Source organism: Pseudomonas sp. SWRI50, assembly GCF_014269095.1.
GTDB lineage: Bacteria > Pseudomonadota > Gammaproteobacteria > Pseudomonadales > Pseudomonadaceae > Aquipseudomonas > Aquipseudomonas kermanshahensis.
Map to the genome: position 1 here is coordinate 168888 of NZ_JABWRW010000001.1, position 16645 is coordinate 185532.

13 protein-coding genes are annotated in these 16645 nt (G+C 62.5%); 3 read left to right on the forward strand and 10 right to left on the reverse strand.

The window, feature by feature from the left end:
• Nucleotide 1: 1 nt before the first annotated feature.
• From arcC to arcD (HU750_RS00845), 4 genes are all read right to left on the reverse strand, one after another.
• Complete coding sequence (arcC, locus tag HU750_RS00830; protein WP_186675690.1) at nt 2-931, reverse strand: carbamate kinase; 930 nt, start codon at nt 929-931, stop codon at nt 2-4.
• 147 nt (nt 932-1078) lie between these two features.
• Entirely contained in the window at nt 1079-2089 is a 1011-nt protein-coding gene (locus tag HU750_RS00835; protein ID WP_099453034.1) for an ornithine carbamoyltransferase, read from the reverse strand.
• A gap of 69 nt (nt 2090-2158) precedes the next feature.
• Nucleotides 2159-3421 (reverse strand): arginine deiminase, encoded by a 1263-nt coding sequence (arcA, locus tag HU750_RS00840; protein ID WP_186675692.1) that lies wholly within the window; start codon nt 3419-3421, stop codon nt 2159-2161.
• Nucleotides 3422-3453: 32 nt separating this feature from the next.
• Nucleotides 3454-4881 carry an arginine-ornithine antiporter gene (arcD, locus tag HU750_RS00845; RefSeq protein WP_186675694.1) on the reverse strand — a complete coding sequence of 476 codons (1428 nt, stop codon included), beginning with the start codon at nt 4879-4881 and terminating at the stop codon, nt 3454-3456.
• A 433-nt stretch (nt 4882-5314) separates the two neighbouring features.
• On the opposite strand from arcD (HU750_RS00845), the gene arcD (HU750_RS00850) reads away from it, so the two are divergent.
• Nucleotides 5315-6742 carry an arginine-ornithine antiporter gene (arcD, locus tag HU750_RS00850; protein WP_186675695.1) on the forward strand — a complete coding sequence of 476 codons (1428 nt, stop codon included), beginning with the start codon at nt 5315-5317 and terminating at the stop codon, nt 6740-6742.
• Here the strand turns inward: arcD (HU750_RS00850) and HU750_RS00855 are convergent.
• From HU750_RS00855 to gap, 6 genes are all read right to left on the reverse strand, one after another.
• Nucleotides 6722-7135: a YbaN family protein gene (locus HU750_RS00855; RefSeq protein ID WP_186675696.1), complete on the reverse strand. Its 414-nt coding sequence runs from the start codon at nt 7133-7135 to the stop codon at nt 6722-6724. The two genes, arcD (HU750_RS00850) and HU750_RS00855, sit on opposite strands and share 21 nt — an antisense overlap.
• Nucleotides 7136-7189: 54 nt before the next feature.
• Nucleotides 7190-7783, reverse strand: a complete 594-nt coding sequence (locus HU750_RS00860; protein WP_027595655.1) for a biliverdin-producing heme oxygenase — start codon at nt 7781-7783, stop codon at nt 7190-7192.
• Between the two features lie 173 nt (nt 7784-7956).
• A complete protein-coding gene (locus tag HU750_RS00865) occupies nt 7957-10545 on the reverse strand; it encodes a TonB-dependent receptor (protein ID WP_186675697.1) in 2589 nt (862 codons plus the stop codon).
• 150 nt (nt 10546-10695) lie between these two features.
• A complete protein-coding gene (locus HU750_RS00870; RefSeq protein ID WP_186675698.1) occupies nt 10696-11658 on the reverse strand; it encodes a FecR domain-containing protein in 963 nt (320 codons plus the stop codon).
• 91 nt (nt 11659-11749) lie between these two features.
• A complete protein-coding gene (locus HU750_RS00875; protein WP_027595658.1) occupies nt 11750-12262 on the reverse strand; it encodes an RNA polymerase sigma factor in 513 nt (170 codons plus the stop codon).
• A 231-nt stretch (nt 12263-12493) separates the two neighbouring features.
• Entirely contained in the window at nt 12494-13495 is a 1002-nt protein-coding gene (gene gap / locus HU750_RS00880; RefSeq protein WP_027595659.1) for a type I glyceraldehyde-3-phosphate dehydrogenase, read from the reverse strand.
• Nucleotides 13496-13758: 263 nt separating this feature from the next.
• Between gap and edd the strand changes: the two genes are divergently transcribed.
• Together edd and HU750_RS00890 are read left to right on the forward strand one after the other, a co-directional pair.
• Nucleotides 13759-15585, forward strand: a complete 1827-nt coding sequence (edd, locus tag HU750_RS00885; protein ID WP_085272682.1) for a phosphogluconate dehydratase — start codon at nt 13759-13761, stop codon at nt 15583-15585.
• On the forward strand, nt 15582-16541 hold the full coding sequence (locus tag HU750_RS00890) for a glucokinase (RefSeq protein WP_186675700.1): 960 nt from the start codon (nt 15582-15584) through the stop codon (nt 16539-16541). Before edd ends, HU750_RS00890 begins: the two co-directional genes overlap by 4 nt.
• The last annotated feature ends 104 nt before the right edge of the window (nt 16542-16645 follow it).

Sequence of the window (16645 nt, forward strand, 5' to 3'; positions counted from 1 at the left end):
TTCAACGGTAGCTGATCCCAGGCTTGGCTGTGGAAACCCGGGTGCCGGCGGTGCCTTTGACGATGTCTTCGATGTTCTCCAGCGAGCTGATCACCGCCACTTTGCCGGTGTTGCGGGCAAAGTCACTGGCCGCCTGCACCTTCGGCCCCATGGAGCCAGCGGCGAAGCCCAGGCGTTCGAGTTCGTCGGGGTGGGCCTGGGCAATGGCTTTTTGCGTAGGCTTGCCCCAGTCAATGTAGGCCGCATCGACGTCGGTGGCGATTATCAGAAGGTCGGCTTCCAATTGCTCGGCCAGCAGTGCGGAGCACAGGTCCTTGTCGATGACCGCTTCGATACCTTTGAGCTTGCGGTTTTCGTCGTACATGGTGGGGATGCCACCGCCACCGGCGCAGATCACGATGCTGCTTTTTTCCAGCAGCCACTTGATCGGGCGGATCTCGAAGATGCGCTTGGGTTTGGGGCTGGCCACCACACGGCGGTACTTGTCGCCGTCGGCCTTGACCACCCAGCCTTTTTCCTTGGCCAGGCGCTCGGCTTCTTCCTTGCTGTAGACCGGGCCGATGAATTTGGTCGGGTCTTTGAAGGCCGGGTCGTTGGCGTCCACTTCGACTTGGGTGAGCAGGGTGGCGAACGGCACTTCGAACTCCAGCAGGTTGCCCAGCTCTTGTTCGATCATGTAGCCGATCATGCCTTCGGTTTCGGCACCGAGCACGTCCAGCGGATAGGCTTCGTCCGGCTTGTAGGACAGCGCCTGCAGCGACAGCAAGCCCACCTGTGGGCCGTTGCCGTGGGCGATGACCAGTTCGTTGCCGGGGTGAATCTTGGCGATCTGCTCGGTGGCGGTGCGGATATTGGCGCGCTGGTTGTCAGCGGTCATGGGCTCGCCGCGACGCAGCAGGGCGTTGCCGCCCAATGCAACAACGATACGCATGGGGAATGTCCTTTATCGGAAATGTTGACGGTCGACGCCGATCCTGTGGGAGCGGGCTTGCCCGCGAAGGCGTCAGCTCAGGCAACGCGTTGTTGCGGCTGGCCTATTCGCGGGCAAGCCCGCTCCCACAGAGATCAGGTGTGGCTTTTAAAGGTCAGCCAGGGTCGACACCAGGATCGCCTTGATGGTGTGCATGCGGTTTTCCGCCTGCTCGAAGGCGATGCAGGCCGGCGACTCGAACACGTCATCGGTCACTTCGATACCGTTGGCCAGGTCTGGGTACTGTTCGGCGATCTGCTTGCCCACCTTGGTGTCCGAGTTGTGGAAGGCCGGCAGGCAGTGCATGAACTTGGTCCGTGGGTTGCCGGTGGCCTTCATCAGCTCGGCATTCACCTGGTAAGGCTTGAGCTGCTTGATGCGCTCGCCCCAGGCTTCGATCGGCTCGCCCATCGATACCCAGACGTCGGTGTGCACGAAGTCCACGCCCTTGACCGCCGCTTTCGGGTCTTCGGTGAGGGTGATGCGTGCGCCGCTTTCTTCCGCGTATTTCTTGCAGCGTTCGACCAGGTCGTCGTGTGGCCACAGCGCCTTGGGCGCGGCGATGCGTACGTCCATGCCGAGCTTGGCGCCGATCAGCAGCAGCGAGTTGCCCATGTTGTTGCGGGCATCGCCTAGGTAGGCGTAGCTGATGTCGTGCAGCGGCTTGTCGCTGTGCTCACGCATGGTCAGCACGTCGGCGATCATTTGGGTGGGGTGGTATTCATCGGTGAGGCCGTTGAACACGGGCACGCCTGCGAACTTGGCCAGCTCCTCGACGATCTCTTGCTTGAAGCCGCGGTACTCGATGGCATCGTACATGCGCCCGAGCACGCGGGCGGTGTCCTTCATGCTTTCTTTGTGGCCGATTTGCGAGGAGTTGGGGTCGATGTAGGTGACGTTGGCGCCCTGGTCATAGGCGGCGACTTCGAAGGCGCAGCGGGTGCGGGTCGAGGTCTTCTCGAAGATCAGGGCGATGTTGTTGCCCTTCAGGTGCTGCTGCTCGGTACCGGTGTATTTGGCGCGCTTGAGGTCGCGGGACAGGTCCAGCAGGTAGCGCAGCTCGCGCGTGGTGTGATGTTCGAGGCTGAGCAGGTTGCGGTTGTGAATATTGAACGCCATGACAGTTTCTCCTTGAGTTTGGCAAACATCCCGGCCGCCGCTTTGTGGGCGCGGCCGGGCGTATGGTCGTTAGTAGTCGATTGGGTCGCGCACGATTGGGCAGGTCATGCAGTGGCCGCCGCCACGGCCCCGGCCCAGTTCGCCGGCGCTGATGGTGATGACCTCGATACCGGCCTTGCGCAGCAGGGTGTTGGTGTAGGTGTTGCGGTCGTAGCCGATGACCACGCCCGGCTCGATGGCCACCACGTTGTTGCCGTCATCCCACTGTTCGCGCTCGGCGGCAAAGCTGTTGCCGCCGGTTTCGACCACGCGCAGCTTGTCTTTCTTACCCAGCAATTGCTCGGATACCACCTCGAGGAACGAGGCATCCTGCGGCGCGATGTTCATGCCATAGGGCTTGCTGGAGTCTGGGGTGATGATGAAGGGTTTGATTTCCTTCACCACCTCGGGGAATACCGTTACCAGGTCGCGGTCGCAGAAGCTGAACACGGTGTCCAGGTGCATCGCTGCGCGGGACTTGGGCAGGCCAGCGACGATGACTTTTTCGGCAGCGCCTTTCTCGAACAGATTCTGAGCCAGTTGGCCGATGGCATGGCGCGAGGTGCGCTCACCCATGCCGATCAGCACGATACCCTTGCCGACTGGCATCACGTCGCCGCCCTCGAGGGTGGCATTGCCGTGATCCTTGTCCGGGTCGCCATACCAGACCTGGAAGTCGGCACCGGTGAACTCCTTGTGGAACTTGTAAATGGCGGTGGTCAGCAGCGTTTCCTGGCGCCGCGCAGGCCAGTACATCGGGTTGAGCGTTACACCACCGTAGATCCAGCAGGTGGTGTCACGGGTGAATTGGGTGTTGGGCAGCGGCGGCAGAATGAAGCTGGAGTGACCCAGGTACTTGTTGTACATCTTGATCACTTCGGCGCCTTCGCTTACTGGAAGGTCCTGGCCGGCCACGCCGCCAATCAGGAACTCCGCCAGATGGCGTGGTTCCAGCCCTTCGAGCCAGCTACGCACCTCGTTGGTCAGGCCGACACCCACGGTGTCGGAGGTAATCTTGCGGTCCAGGATCCACTTGAGGGCTTCCGGTTGCTGCACGATGTCGGTCAGCAGGTTGTGCATTTCCAGCACATCGACGCCGCGCTCGCGCATCTTGGTGACGAAGTCGAAATGGTCGCGCTTGGCCTGGTCGACCCAGATCACATCGTCGAACAGCAGTTCATCGCAGTTGGTCGGGGTCAGGCGCTTGTGGGCCAGCCCAGGGGAGCAGACCATCACTTTGTGCAGTTTGCCGGCTTCGGAGTGGACACCGTACTTCTGTTTTTCAGCGGACATTGTTCATTCCTCCATGTGTGCGAAGACGTGGGTCAAAGGGTCAGGAAGCCGTCGTACAGGCCATAGGCAGCCACCAGGGCGCCGACGACCACGGCCGCGAAGATCAGTTTTTCCACGTTGGTAAAGATGGGTTGGCCAACCTCGCGCTTGGCCTTGGCGAACAGGATGGCCCCAGGGGCGTACAGCAGGGCCGAGAGCAGCAGGTACTTCACGCCGCCGGCGTACAGCAGCCAGATGGCGTACAGCAAGGCGACGGCGCCGATGAACAGGTCCTTCTTGCGTTCGGCCAGGGCTTGCTCGTAGGTTTCGCTGCGCAGTGCCAGCAGGAAGGCATACGCCGCCGACCACAGGTAAGGCACCAGGATCATCGAGGTGGCGAGGTAGATCAGCGACAGGTAGGTACTGCTGGAGAACAGCGTGATGACCAGGAAGATCTGCACCATGGCGTTGGTCAGCCACAGGGCGTTGGCCGGCACCTGGTTGGCGTTTTCGCGGCGCAGGAACTCCGGCATGGTGTGGTCTTTGGCGGCCGCGAACATGATCTCGGCGCACAGCAGCACCCACGACAGCAGTGCCCCCAGCAGCGAGATGATCAGGCCGACGCTGATCAGCACCGCCCCCCAATGGCCGACCACATGTTCAAGCACGGCGGCCATCGATGGGTTCTGCAGCTTGGCCAGTTCCGGTTGAGTCATGATGCCCAGCGAAAGTACGTTGACCAGCACCAAGAACAACAGCACGGTGACAAAGCCGATGACGGTGGCCTTGCCCACGTCACTGCGTTTTTCCGCCCGTGACGAGAAGATGCTCGCGCCCTCGATGCCGATGAACACCCAGACGGTGACCAGCATCATGTTGCGCACCTGGTTCATCACGCTGCCCAGCTCTGGTGTGCCCAGGCCCCAGATATCGGCGGTGAACACATCCAGTTTGAAGGCGAACAGGCAGATGAGGGCGAACAGCACCAGCGGCACGATCTTGGCGACCGTGGTGACCAGGTTGATGAACGCCGCTTCCTTGATCCCGCGCAGCACCAGGAAGTGCACGGCCCACAGCAGGATCGAGGCGCCAATGATCGCGGCGGGGGTATTGCCCTCACCGAAGATCGGGAAGAAGTAACCGAGGGTGCTGAACAGCAGCACGAAGTAACCGACGTTGCCGAGCCAGGCGCTTATCCAGTAACCCCAGGCCGACGAGAAGCCCATGTAGTCACCGAAACCGGCTTTGGCGTAGGCGTACACACCGCCGTCCAGGTCAGGTTTACGGTTGGCCAGGGTCTGGAACACGAACGCCAGGGTCAGCATGCCGACCGCGGTGATGGCCCAGCCGATCAGCACTGCACCAACCCCCGCGCTGGCCGCCATGTTTTGCGGCAATGAGAAGATCCCGCCGCCAATCATTGAGCCCACTACCAGTGCAACTAACGCACCGAGTTTTAGTTTTCCGGATGAATCAGACATTTAACAACTCCTGCCAGGAGAAAGTTGACGACAGAGTAAATCCGACGCCTGCACCATGGGCTGACTTGGGTCAGTTCACGGGCACGTAAAGTAGGAAAAATCCTTCACGTGGCTCCTGGAGAGTGCCGACAGCTTTGCTGCAGGCCTTGCACGCTGGCACCTCCATGTCCTTCTAGAGCAAACGCTCTGTTCGGCCTGCGATGCTTGAAGCTAGCTGTTTTTGAGGCTTTCGCAAATTTTTCACAAGAATTTCGAGTGTTAACAGTTTCTTCCCTAGTTGCTGGGCAGCTGCTAGTTTTTACTGAGGCATCGCATAGACAAAGCAGTTATGACTGCTATAGCTTTTATGGCCTTATTCAATATAAATCATGCCTTTTATATGGCCGCCACGGCTGTTTCAAACGCATGACAGCGGGTGAAAAAAGGGAGGCACATGAGCGAACCGGGACAGAAGCTGCGCTTGGGCGCGTTGATCGCACTGGTGGTTGGCTCGATGATCGGCGGCGGGATCTTCTCGCTGCCACAGAACATGGCGGCGCGTGCCGATGTGGGGGCGGTGCTGATCGGTTGGGCCATCACCGCGGTTGGCATGCTGGCCCTGGCGTTCGTGTTCCAGACGCTGGCCAACCGCAAGCCCGAACTGGACTCGGGTGTGTATGCCTACGCCAAGGCCGGCTTTGGCGACTACATGGGCTTTTCGTCGGCCTGGGGTTACTGGATCAGTGCTTGGCTCGGCAACGTCGGCTATTTCGTGCTGCTGTTCAGTACGCTGGGGTTTTATTTTCCGGTGTTTGGCGAGGGCAACACGCCCATCGCCATCGGCTGCGCTTCGCTGCTGCTGTGGGCGGTGCACTTTCTGGTGTTGCGCGGGATCAAGGAGGCGGCGTTCATCAACCAGGTGACCACCGTGGCCAAGGTGGTGCCGTTGCTGATCTTCATCGTCATCGCGGCCTTCGCATTCCGGGCCGATATCTTTACCCGTGATATCTGGGGCTTGAGCAACCCGCAGTTCGGCAATGTGCTGGACCAGGTGCGCAACATGATGCTGGTGACCGTGTTCGTGTTCATCGGTATCGAAGGCGCCAGTGTGTATTCCGGGCGTGCGCAGCGCCGCTCGGATGTGGGCAAGGCCACGGTGATCGGTTTTCTGGGGGTGCTGGCGCTGTTGGTGCTGGTCAACGTGCTGTCGCTGGGCGTGATGACCCAACCAGAGCTGGCGGGTTTGCAGAACCCGTCGTTGGCCTCGGTGCTGGAGCACATCGTCGGCCCGTGGGGTGCGTTGCTGATCAGTATCGGCTTGGCCATTTCGCTGCTCGGCGCACTGCTTTCCTGGGCGTTGCTGTGTGCGGAGATCCTGTTTGCCACCGCGCGTGACAAGACCATGCCGCGCTTTCTGGCCAAGGAAAACGCCAACCATGTACCGGCCAACGCCCTGTGGCTGACCAACTGCATGATCCAGGGGTTTCTACTGATTACGCTGTTTTCGGCTGGGACCTACACCAGCCTGATCTACCTGGCGTCGTCGATGATCCTGGTGCCTTACCTGTGGTCAGCGGCGTATGCGGTGTTGTTGGCGGTACGTGCAGACACCTACGCCGGGCAAGCGGCGTTGCGGCGCAAAGACCTGCTGGTGGCGTTGGTTGCTCTGCTGTATGCGGTGTGGCTGCTGTATGCCGGTGGGCTCAAGTACCTGCTGCTGTCGGCACTGTTGTATGCCCCTGGGGTGATTCTGTTCGCCAGGGCCAAGCACGAGCAGGGGCAGACCCTGTTCACGACGTGGGAGAAGCTCATTTTTGCCGCGGTGCTGGCGGGCGCTGCGCTGGCGGCGTATGCCCTGTATTCAGGGTTGCTGAGCTTGTGAGCCGGCTGGGCAGGCCTGTTCTGGGCGTGACCAGATCCACAGGTTGCCCAGGGTCATGCCGCCAATCGCCAGAAACACGGGCCAGTGATGGTCGAGGAAGGTCAGCATCAGCCCCGCGCACAGCAGCATGCAGAGGGTTGCACTGACCTTGGCCCGACGCTGAATCACCTTGCCATTGCGCCAGTTGAACAGAATCGGCCCGAACAACCGGTGGTTCTCCAGCCAGGCAGAAAGACGCGGTGAACTGCGGGTGGCGGCCCAGGCGGCCAGCAAGATGAACTCAGTGGTCGGCAGGCCAGGAATGACGATCGCGACCAGGCCTATCCCCAAACTGACGTAAGCCAGGATTCCATACAGCAGGCGGGCGATTTTCGAGCGGGCAGGTTGGGTCATGGTCTCACTGCAAAAAACGGTTCGGCCACCGGTGGGGTGGCCGGGCATAGCGTGTCAGACCAACGCGGCATCCGCGGCATAGGCGTGTTTGAGCAGCTCGGTGAAGCGCTCGAAGGCTGCGACTGCGCCGCGTTCGGCGGCGGCCTCTTCGTCGGCCGACAGCGCCAGGCCATCGAGGATACGGGTGAACTGTTTCCAGCCTTCGGCACGGCCGCCGGCCGGTTCGCCCAGGTGGCGAGCGCCAAAGCTGTCGGACAGCTCCAGGGCCACGGCCCGCTTGATCAGAAACGCAGCGCCCAGTTTGGAGCCTTCGGAGACGAAGATCCAGCCCATGGCTTCGCCCAGGCTCGGATTTTGTACCGCGCCGGGCACTGGGCCAGGCACTTCGGTGTCGAGGTCGGCGAGGTCCAGGCGAGCCTGCTCGGCGCGGCAGCGCTCGGCCAGATCGGGGACGATGGCGATCAGTTGCGGGTCGGTGTACAAGGCCTTGAGTTCGGACTGGAACAGGTACTGGGCGACCACGAAGCGGGCGAAGCTTTCACGGCTGTCGAAGGGCGCGTGGGACTTGACCAGGGCATCCAGCTCGGCGTGCGGGGCGTGGGTGATCTGGTTGAGGCGCTGGGAGCGCAGGGCTGGGCGTTCGGTCATGGGGCAGTCCTTGGAAAAAGGGGGCGTCTAGAGACAAGACGAAACAGCGGGGGCGGGACAGTAAAAAAACTGGGGTTTTCTGGTGTGGGCCTTGAGTGGTGTAGCGCCTGGGACATCGAGCGCCGCGCGGGCGGCGCTCGGTCTCATAGGCGCTATAGCACCCAAGGCCTACCTCAGATATCCCACACCACATTGATTCCAAAGTTACGCCCCGGCATGGTCAGGCGGTCCATGTTGGCCGGTTGGGTCACAGCCGCTTCACCCTGGCCGTCGTAGCTGCGCACCGAATCCCACTGCCAGTACTTCTTGTCGGCAAGGTTGTACAGGCCGGCGTTGATGGTGACGTCGTCGGTCACCTTGTAGAAGCCGGTCAGGTCCAGCACACCATAGCCCGGGGTGCGGAACTTGCTGCTCGAACCGTCGGGCGCGTAGAAGTGGGTGTCGTCCACGCGGGTCTTGCGCTTGACCAGCGTCCAGCTCAACAGGCCGCCGTAGTTCTGCTGTTCGTAACCCAGGCCGAACACGCCCTTGAGCGGGTTGACGGTGTTCAATGGCTGGCCGGTGTCATCGTTGCGGCCGTAGGTGTAGGCAATCGAGCCCTGGGTGTACAGGCCTTGCGGCGCACCGAAGTGATCCAGGTTCAGGCGGCCCTTGACCTCGGCGCCCTTGATGGTGGCGTGCTTGATGTTGTTGGCCTGGAAGGTTTGCTCCAGGTTGGCGCTTTGCACGGCGTCTTCGTCGATGAAGTCGCGGTACTTGTTGTAGTACACCGCCACATCGAAGTTACCGGCATCGAAGTTGCCGCGCAGGCCGGTTTCGTAGCTTTTGCTCTTCTCAGGCTCAAGCCCCGGGTTGCCCTCTACGCGGTAGCCTTGTTCTAGGTTCTGGAAGCGGCCGTACATGGACTTGGCGGTCGGGGTGCGGAAGCCTTCGGCGTACTGGCCGTACCAGGTGTAGTTATCGTTGAAGGCGTAGGTCAGGCCGAATTTGGGCGAGACGCGGTGCCACTTCTTGTCCGAGTCGTCCTGGGAGGTAGGCGCCGTGCCGGTAGACTCCAGGCCACGCAGGAAGGCGTCGGTGAACGTGGGCTCCATGTGCGTGTAGTCGTAGCGGGCGCCGGGCAGGAAGGTCCAGTTGTTCCAGCGGATTTCGTCCTGGACGAACAGGCTGTAGGTGTTCACGGTCGGGTCCGGGAAGTCGCTGACCAGGGCCTGGCCGTCTGCCGGGCGGTCTGCACCGGCGGCGCTGCAACCCGAGCCAACCGCCAGGCAGGTGCCCGTGCCACTGCGCGATCCGGTGACCTTCTCGTGCTTGAGGGTGGTGCCATAGGTCAGCAAATGGTCGGTAGCACCGATGCTGAAGGCCTTGTCCAGCTGGGCATCGAACACCCACTGGCGGTCTTTGTAGGTGGTGTCCCGGGTTCGCAGAACCTGACGGCCAGGTGGTGCGTAGACTTCCTCGGTGTGCTGGTCGGTCTTGGCGATCTGGTAGTTCAGGCTCCACTTCATGTGGTCGGCTACCAGCGAGTCCAGGCCAAATTCATGATTGATGCCGAAGCGCTCGCGAGTGATGGTGTCGTTACCACTGCGTGCCTTGTAGTAACCCATGCCGCCGAAACCTGGAATGAACGGCCCACCCACCGCACTGAGAATATTCTGGTCGCGGTCATCCTTGTAACGCTCGTAGGTGAACCCCAGGCGTGCGTCGTCGGCGTAGTTCCAGCCCAGTTTGGCCAGCACGTTGGTGGTGCGCGCGTCCTGCGGGTTGGCTTCGGTGCGGGCCAGGCCGTCACCGCTGTGGCCACCGTACGATTCGGTCTCGTGGCCGTTGCGCTGGCTCAGGTGCAGCAAGCCATCGACGTCGCCCTGGCGGCCGGCAACGGTGGCGGAGGTCAGCCAGCTTTCGTCGGCCGAGCTGTAACCGGTCTTCAAGCGGGCGCCGACGTCCTTGCCGGGTTTGATGATGTCGTCTGGGTCGAGGGTGAAGTAGCTCACCGCACCGCCGATGGCGTTGCTGCCGTACAGCACCGACGCCGGGCCGCGCAGGATCTCCACGCGCTTGACGATTTCGGGGTCGACATAGTTGCGCTGGGTCTGGGCGTAAGGGCCGTAGAAGAAGCTGTCGGGGATCGACACGCCGTCGACCTGGGTGAGGATCCGCTCACCGTCGATGCCGCGGATGTTGTAACCGTTCAGGCCGCTGCGTTGGCCGGTACCCGCCACCGAAACCCCCGGCTCGTAACGCACCAGGTCCTGAATGTTGTTGACGTTTTGCCGGTCCAATTGCTCGCGGGTCTGCACGCTGACGGTGCTCGGCACCTGGCTGACGTCCTGGGCGCTGCGCGTGGCGCTGACAGTCACCTGCTGCAGGGCGATGACATTGCCCGTGGTCTGGCGTTCGAGCACCACATTGCCGTTACTGATCTTGCGATAGCCTAGGCCCGTGCCCTTGAGCAGGCGCTTGAGCGCAGCTTCTGGTGGCAGCGCGCCTTGCACCCCTGGCGAGGCCACGTTATCGGCCAACTCGGCACTGAAACCGACTTGCCAGCCGGTCACCTGGCTGAAGGCATTGATGGCCGAGACCAGCGGCTGCTGGCCGATGCTGAAGCGATAGTCGCCCATGCGCGGGCTGCTGGCCTGGGCAGGTTCGGCGGCCAGGGCTGGCAGGCTGCAGGCGCCGCAGGCGAGCAGGGCCAGGCTCAGCAGGGACAATTGCCCTGTACGGCGGGAAAGTGTGGACGGGCGAGTTGGACCTGTGGACATCGAAAGCGCTCCCAGACGCGCGAACTGTTATAGGTGATGACCGTTCTTGTTTTCAAACAAGAATCAGTTGCATTGGCTATAACGAGACGGGCGGGGCAGCGCGATCGCGTAAAAATAATTTATCGCACAGGCAAGGGATGCAGCGGTCACTCAGTTGAGGATGACCACCGCGGGGTATTCATGCAGCCGGGCAGAGGTGATGTGGGCTAAGGCACGCAGGGTTTCCAACGGTTGGTCGAGGCGATAGTTGCCGGTCACCGCAACGTCTTCGAGGCCGGCGTTACGGTTGATGATCCAGCCGGGGTAGTAGCGCCTGACCTCGGCCAGCACCTGGCTCAACGGGCAGTTCTCGAATACCAGGCGGCCATCGACCCAGGCCAGGTCCTTTTGCATGTCTGCGCGCTGTCGCTGGCCAAAGCCCTGAGGGCCGACGCTGATGCTGTCGCCGGCACTGAGGCGGATGCGCTGGTCACTTGAGGCCTGCAGGTCAACGTCACCGCGCTGTACCCGCACCTGGGCTTCGCCGTCCAGGTAACGCACGGCAAAGTCGGTATCACGCACCTGGGCGCGCAAAGGGCCGGCCTGGACTTCGAGCGGCACTTGCCCGCCCTCAGGGACCTGGAAGTAGGCCTCGCCCTGGAGCAGACGGGCCACCTGACGCCCTTCGCGCAGGTCGCTGGCAAACGCCGAATTGGTGTTGAGCAGCACTTTTGCGCCGTCGTCCAGCTGCAGGCGCTGGCGCTCACCGACGACGGTCAGGTGGTCGGCCTGCAGGCGCATGGGCAGGTTGCCGAGGGTGAACAGGCCGACCAGTAGCACCGCAGCGGTGGCCAAGGGCTTCCAGTGGCTGCGCAGGCGCCCGCGCAACGACCGACGCTGGCCCTGATGCAGTTGCACGGCAGCCTGGTGCAGCGGCATGCCATTCCACAGCGCTTCTGCTTCAACGTAGGCTTCGGCGTTTTCCGGTGCGGCGCTGAGCCAGGCTTCGAAGGCCTGGGTGTCCTGTGCATCGGCGCATTGCAGGCGTACCAGCCAGTCCAGCGCCTCGTCCCTGGCACGGGCACGGGCATTGAGCCCGGCGGGTGTCGGGCGAGGGGCGGGGTGGTCGGTCACGGTGAATCCTTGAAAGGGTTATTCACGAATGATCAAGGCTAAGGCGGGGTGTGGCAAGCGCTTTGCGTTGCCTGGCGGGCCGGTGGTCGTTTCACTTGAGGCGGTCGGCGACGCCCATGCAGATCGCCATGATCAGTTTCAGTTCCTTCTGAACCGTGCTGGCCGAGACGTTCAATTGCTCGGCGATTTCCAGGTAGGTGGCGCCATGCAGGCGGCTGAGGATAAAGATGCGCTGCTGGCGCTCGCTGAGTTGGTTGAGGCTGACGCTGAGGTGCTCGAGCAACTGCTCGGCGTGGGCGGCGTCTTCGCTGCTGCTGGCAGGGGCGGCAATGCTGTGCAGCACCTCGTCGGGCACGTCATCGACCAACATGCGTGCTTGCACCCGGCGTGCGCGCAGGTGGTCGAGGGCCAGGTTGCGCGCAGTCTGGAACACGAAGGGTTCGATATGCTCGATGGGCCGCTCACTCAAGGCACGGGACACCCGCAGATAGGTTTCCTGCAGCAGGTCCTCGGCCGTGCTGGGGTTGCCCACCATGCGTTGCAGGGTGCGCAGCAGGGTCAGGCGTTGGACGAGGAAGACGGAGTTGAACCGGGACTGACTCACGGGGGGGACCTGGCCGACGAAAGGTTAATGATAATGCTTATCATCTGTACCAAAGGTCAAGTCTGGAAGTGTTTAGAAATGGTAAAGATTGTGATTAACCCAACCTAGCGCCTCCCGCTGTAGGAGCAGCCTTGTGCTGCGAAGAGGCCGGTAGACGCCCCGAAAATGCTGGGCTGTACCGGCCTCTTCGCAGCACAAGGCTGCTCCTGCAGGAAAACGTATGCCGCTGGCTTACTGGGCGCTGCACAACGCCAGGCAGTTATCCAGCATCCGGTTAGAGAACCCCCATTCATTGTCATACCAGGCCAGCACCTTGAGCATCCGCCCATTGGCCCGGGTATGGTTGGCATCGAAGATCGACGATAACGGGTTGTGGTTGAAATCGCAGGAAACCAAAGGCAGCGCGTTGTAGCCCAATACTCTGGAATGTCGGCTGGCCTCCAGGAACAGTTGGTTGACTTCGTCGGCGCTGGCTTCGCGCTTGAGGTTGACGGTGAGGTCCACCAGCGACACGTTGATCACCGGTACTCGTACCGCCATGCCGGTCAGCTTGCCGGCCAGCTCCGGCAGCACCAGGCCTACGGCTTCGGCGGCGCCGGTCTTGCTGGGGATCATCGACTGGGTGGCCGAGCGCGCCCGGTAGGGGTCGCTGTGGTAGACGTCGGTCAGTACCTGGTCGTTGGTGTAGGCATGGATGGTGGTCATCAGGCCCTGCTCGATGCCGAACTCGCGGTGCAGCACCTGGGCGATGGGCGCCAGGCAGTTGGTGGTGCAGGAGGCATTGGAAATGATCTGGTGCGAAGCGCGCAGCACGTCGTGGTTGACCCCGTACACCACGGTGGCATCGGCGCCCTTGGCTGGCGCCGAGACGATCACCTTGCCAGCCCCGGCGGCGAGGTGCGCGGCGGCCTTGGCGCGTTCGGTAAACAGCCCGGTGCATTCGAACACCACGTCGATCGCTTCGGCCTTCCAGGGCAGTTCGGCCGGGTTGCGGATGGCACTGACTGCGATGCGGTCACCATTGACCGTCAGGCTTTCATGATCGGCTTCGACGCTGGCGTCGAAGGTGCCGTGCACGCTGTCGTACTTGAGCAGATGGGCGTTCATGGCGCTGTCGCCCAGGTCGTTGATGGCGACGACCTGCAGGTCCTGGCGGTAGCCTTGGGTATACAGTGCGCGGAGGACATTACGCCCAATGCGGCCGAATCCATTGATGGCGATGCGAAGGGTCATGGCATTACCTCTGGCGGTTCGAGTGAGGCCTGTGGCACAAAGGGGCTTCACTGAAACGGTTTTGTTGTTGGAATTACAAGATTATTCACTATCAGATAGAAAACAAGCCTTTTTAGTGGCAGTATTTTGTTTAAACATACAACGAGTGGTCGGGCAGGCCACCCCAGCGAGACCTCCAGGCCCTTTCCTAGAGCCTAGGTCGCAATCGTTTGGAGGGGAAATGCCCGGTAAGCCGCCCCTACAGTTAGCCTGGAGTCCAGTACATGCACCCGCGCATCCTTGAGGTCACCCAACGGCTGGTCGAACGCAGCCGTGCCACCCGTGAACGCTACCTGCAGCTGATTCGCGGCGCGGCCAGTGACGGACCCATGCGTGCCAGCTTGCAGTGCGCCAACTTCGCCCACGGCGTCGCCGGTTGTGGCGCGCAGGACAAGCAGAGCCTGCGCCTGATGAACGCGGCCAACGTCGCCATCGTCTCCGCCTACAACGACATGCTCTCGGCGCACCAGCCGTACCAGCACTTCCCCGAACAGATCAAACAAGCCCTGCGCGACGTCGGCTCGGTTGGCCAGTTCGCCGGCGGAGTGCCGGCCATGTGCGATGGCGTGACCCAGGGCGAGCCGGGCATGGAGCTGGCCATCGCCAGCCGTGAAGTGATCGCCATGTCCACCGCTGTTGCCCTGTCGCACAACATGTTCGACGCCGCGCTGATGCTCGGCATCTGCGACAAGATCGTCCCCGGCCTGATGATGGGTGCGCTGCGCTTTGGGCACTTGCCGACCATTTTCGTGCCAGGTGGCCCGATGCTGTCGGGCATCTCCAACAAGCAGAAGGCCGACGTGCGCCAGCGCTACGCCGAAGGCAAGGCCAGCCGCGAAGAACTGCTGGAATCGGAGATGAACTCCTACCACAGCCCAGGCACCTGCACCTTCTACGGCACCGCCAACACCAACCAGCTGGTGATGGAAGTGATGGGGCTGCACCTGCCGGGCGCCTCGTTCGTCAACCCTTACACGCCATTGCGTGACGCGCTCACCGCCGAGGCGGCGCAGCAGGTCACGCGTATGACCAAGGCCAGTGGCAGCTTCATGCCGCTGGGCGAGATCGTCGACGAGAAGGCACTGGTCAACTCGATCGTTGCCTTGCACGCCACCGGCGGCTCCACCAACCACACCTTGCACATGCCGGCGATCGCCCAGGCGGCAGGCATCCAGTTGACCTGGCAAGACATGGCCGACCTGTCCGAAGTGGTGCCGACGCTGTCTCACGTCTACCCCAACGGCAAGGCCGACATCAACCACTTCCAGGCCGCCGGCGGTATGGCTTTCCTGATTCGCGAGCTGCTCGATGCCGGCTTGCTGCACGAAGACGTCAACACCGTGGCAGGCCATGGCTTGCGCCGTTATACCCAAGAGCCGTTCCTCGACAACGGCAAGCTGGTCTGGCGCGAAGGGCCGACGCAGAGCTTGGACGAAAGCATTCTGCGCCCAGCGGCGCGGCCGTTCTCGGCCGAAGGCGGCCTGCGGGTGATGGAAGGCAACCTGGGGCGTGGTGTGATGAAAGTCTCCGCCGTTGCCCCCGAACACCAGGTGGTGGAGGCCCCGGCGCGGATCTTCCACGACCAGCAGTCGCTGGCCGATGCCTTCAAGGCTGGTGAGCTGGAGCGCGACTTCGTCGCCGTGGTGCGCTTCCAGGGGCCGCGTTGCAACGGCATGCCCGAGCTGCACAAGCTGACGCCGTTCCTGGGTGTGCTGCAGGACCGCGGCTACAAAGTGGCGCTGGTGACCGACGGGCGCATGTCGGGCGCGTCGGGCAAGATCCCGGCCGCCATCCACGTGTGCCCCGAAGCCTACGATGGCGGCCCGCTGGCGCGCGTGCGCGAGGGTGATATCGTGCGGGTCGATGGCGTTGCCGGCACGCTGCAGGTGAAGGTATCGGCCGAAGAACTGGCCAGCCGTGACCTGCCACCCGCCCCCCAAGGCAATGACCTGGGTTGCGGGCGCGAGCTGTTCGGCTTCATGCGCATGGCGTTCAGCCCGGCCGAACAGGGCGCCAGCGCCTTTACCTCGGCTTTGGAGAACCTCAAATGAAGGACTTGCTGGTTGGCGACATCGGTGGCACCAATGCCCGTTTTGCGTTGTGGCGTGACAACCAGCTGTACCAGGTGAAGGTATTCGCGACCGCGGACTACACAAGCCCTGAGCAGGCCATCGAGGCCTACCTGAAGGATCAGGGCATTGCCCGGGGTGGCCTGTCGGCGGTGTGCCTGGCGGTGGCCGGGCCGGTCGATGGCGATGAGTTTCGCTTCACCAACAACCATTGGCGCCTGAGCCGCCGGGCGTTCTGCAACACGCTGCAGGTCGAGCGGCTGATGCTGATCAACGACTTCTCGGCCATGGCGCTGGGCATGACCCGCCTGCAAGCGGGCGAGTTTCACGAGGTGTGCCCTGGCCATGCCGACCCGCTGCGGCCTGCGCTGGTAATCGGGCCTGGTACCGGGCTGGGTGTCGGCAGCCTGCTGCGCCTTGGCGAGCAGCACTGGCAGGCGCTACCCGGTGAAGGTGGGCATGTCGACCTGCCGGTGGGCAATGCCCGTGAGGCCGCGATCCACCAACAGATTCACAGCCAGATTGGCCATGTCAGTGCTGAGACCGTGCTCAGTGGCGCAGGCCTGGTGCGCTTGTATCAAGCCCTGTGCGCGCTGGATGGCGACACACCGCGCCACAAGACCCCGGCGCAGATTACCGATGCCGCCCTGGGCGGTGAGCCGCGGGCGTTGGCGGTGGTCGAGCAGTTCTGCCGCTTTCTGGGCCGCGTGGCGGGTAACAATGTGCTGACCTTGGGCGCGCGCGGTGGGGTTTATATTGTCGGGGGGGTGATCCCTCGGTTTGCCGAGCTGTTCCTGCGCAGTGGGTTTGCCAGGAGCTTTGCCGACAAGGGCTGCATGAGTGGGTATTTTGCCGGGGTGCCGGTGTGGTTGGTGACGGCGGAGTTTTCGGGGCTGCTGGGGGCCGGGGTGGCGTTGCAGCAGGCGCTGGATCACTGATGGGGCCGCTTTGCGGCCCTTCGCAGCACAAGGCTGCTCCTACAGGATGGCGCTGGATCACTGATGGCGTGGTTCCTGTAGGAGCAGCCTTGTGCTGCGAAGGG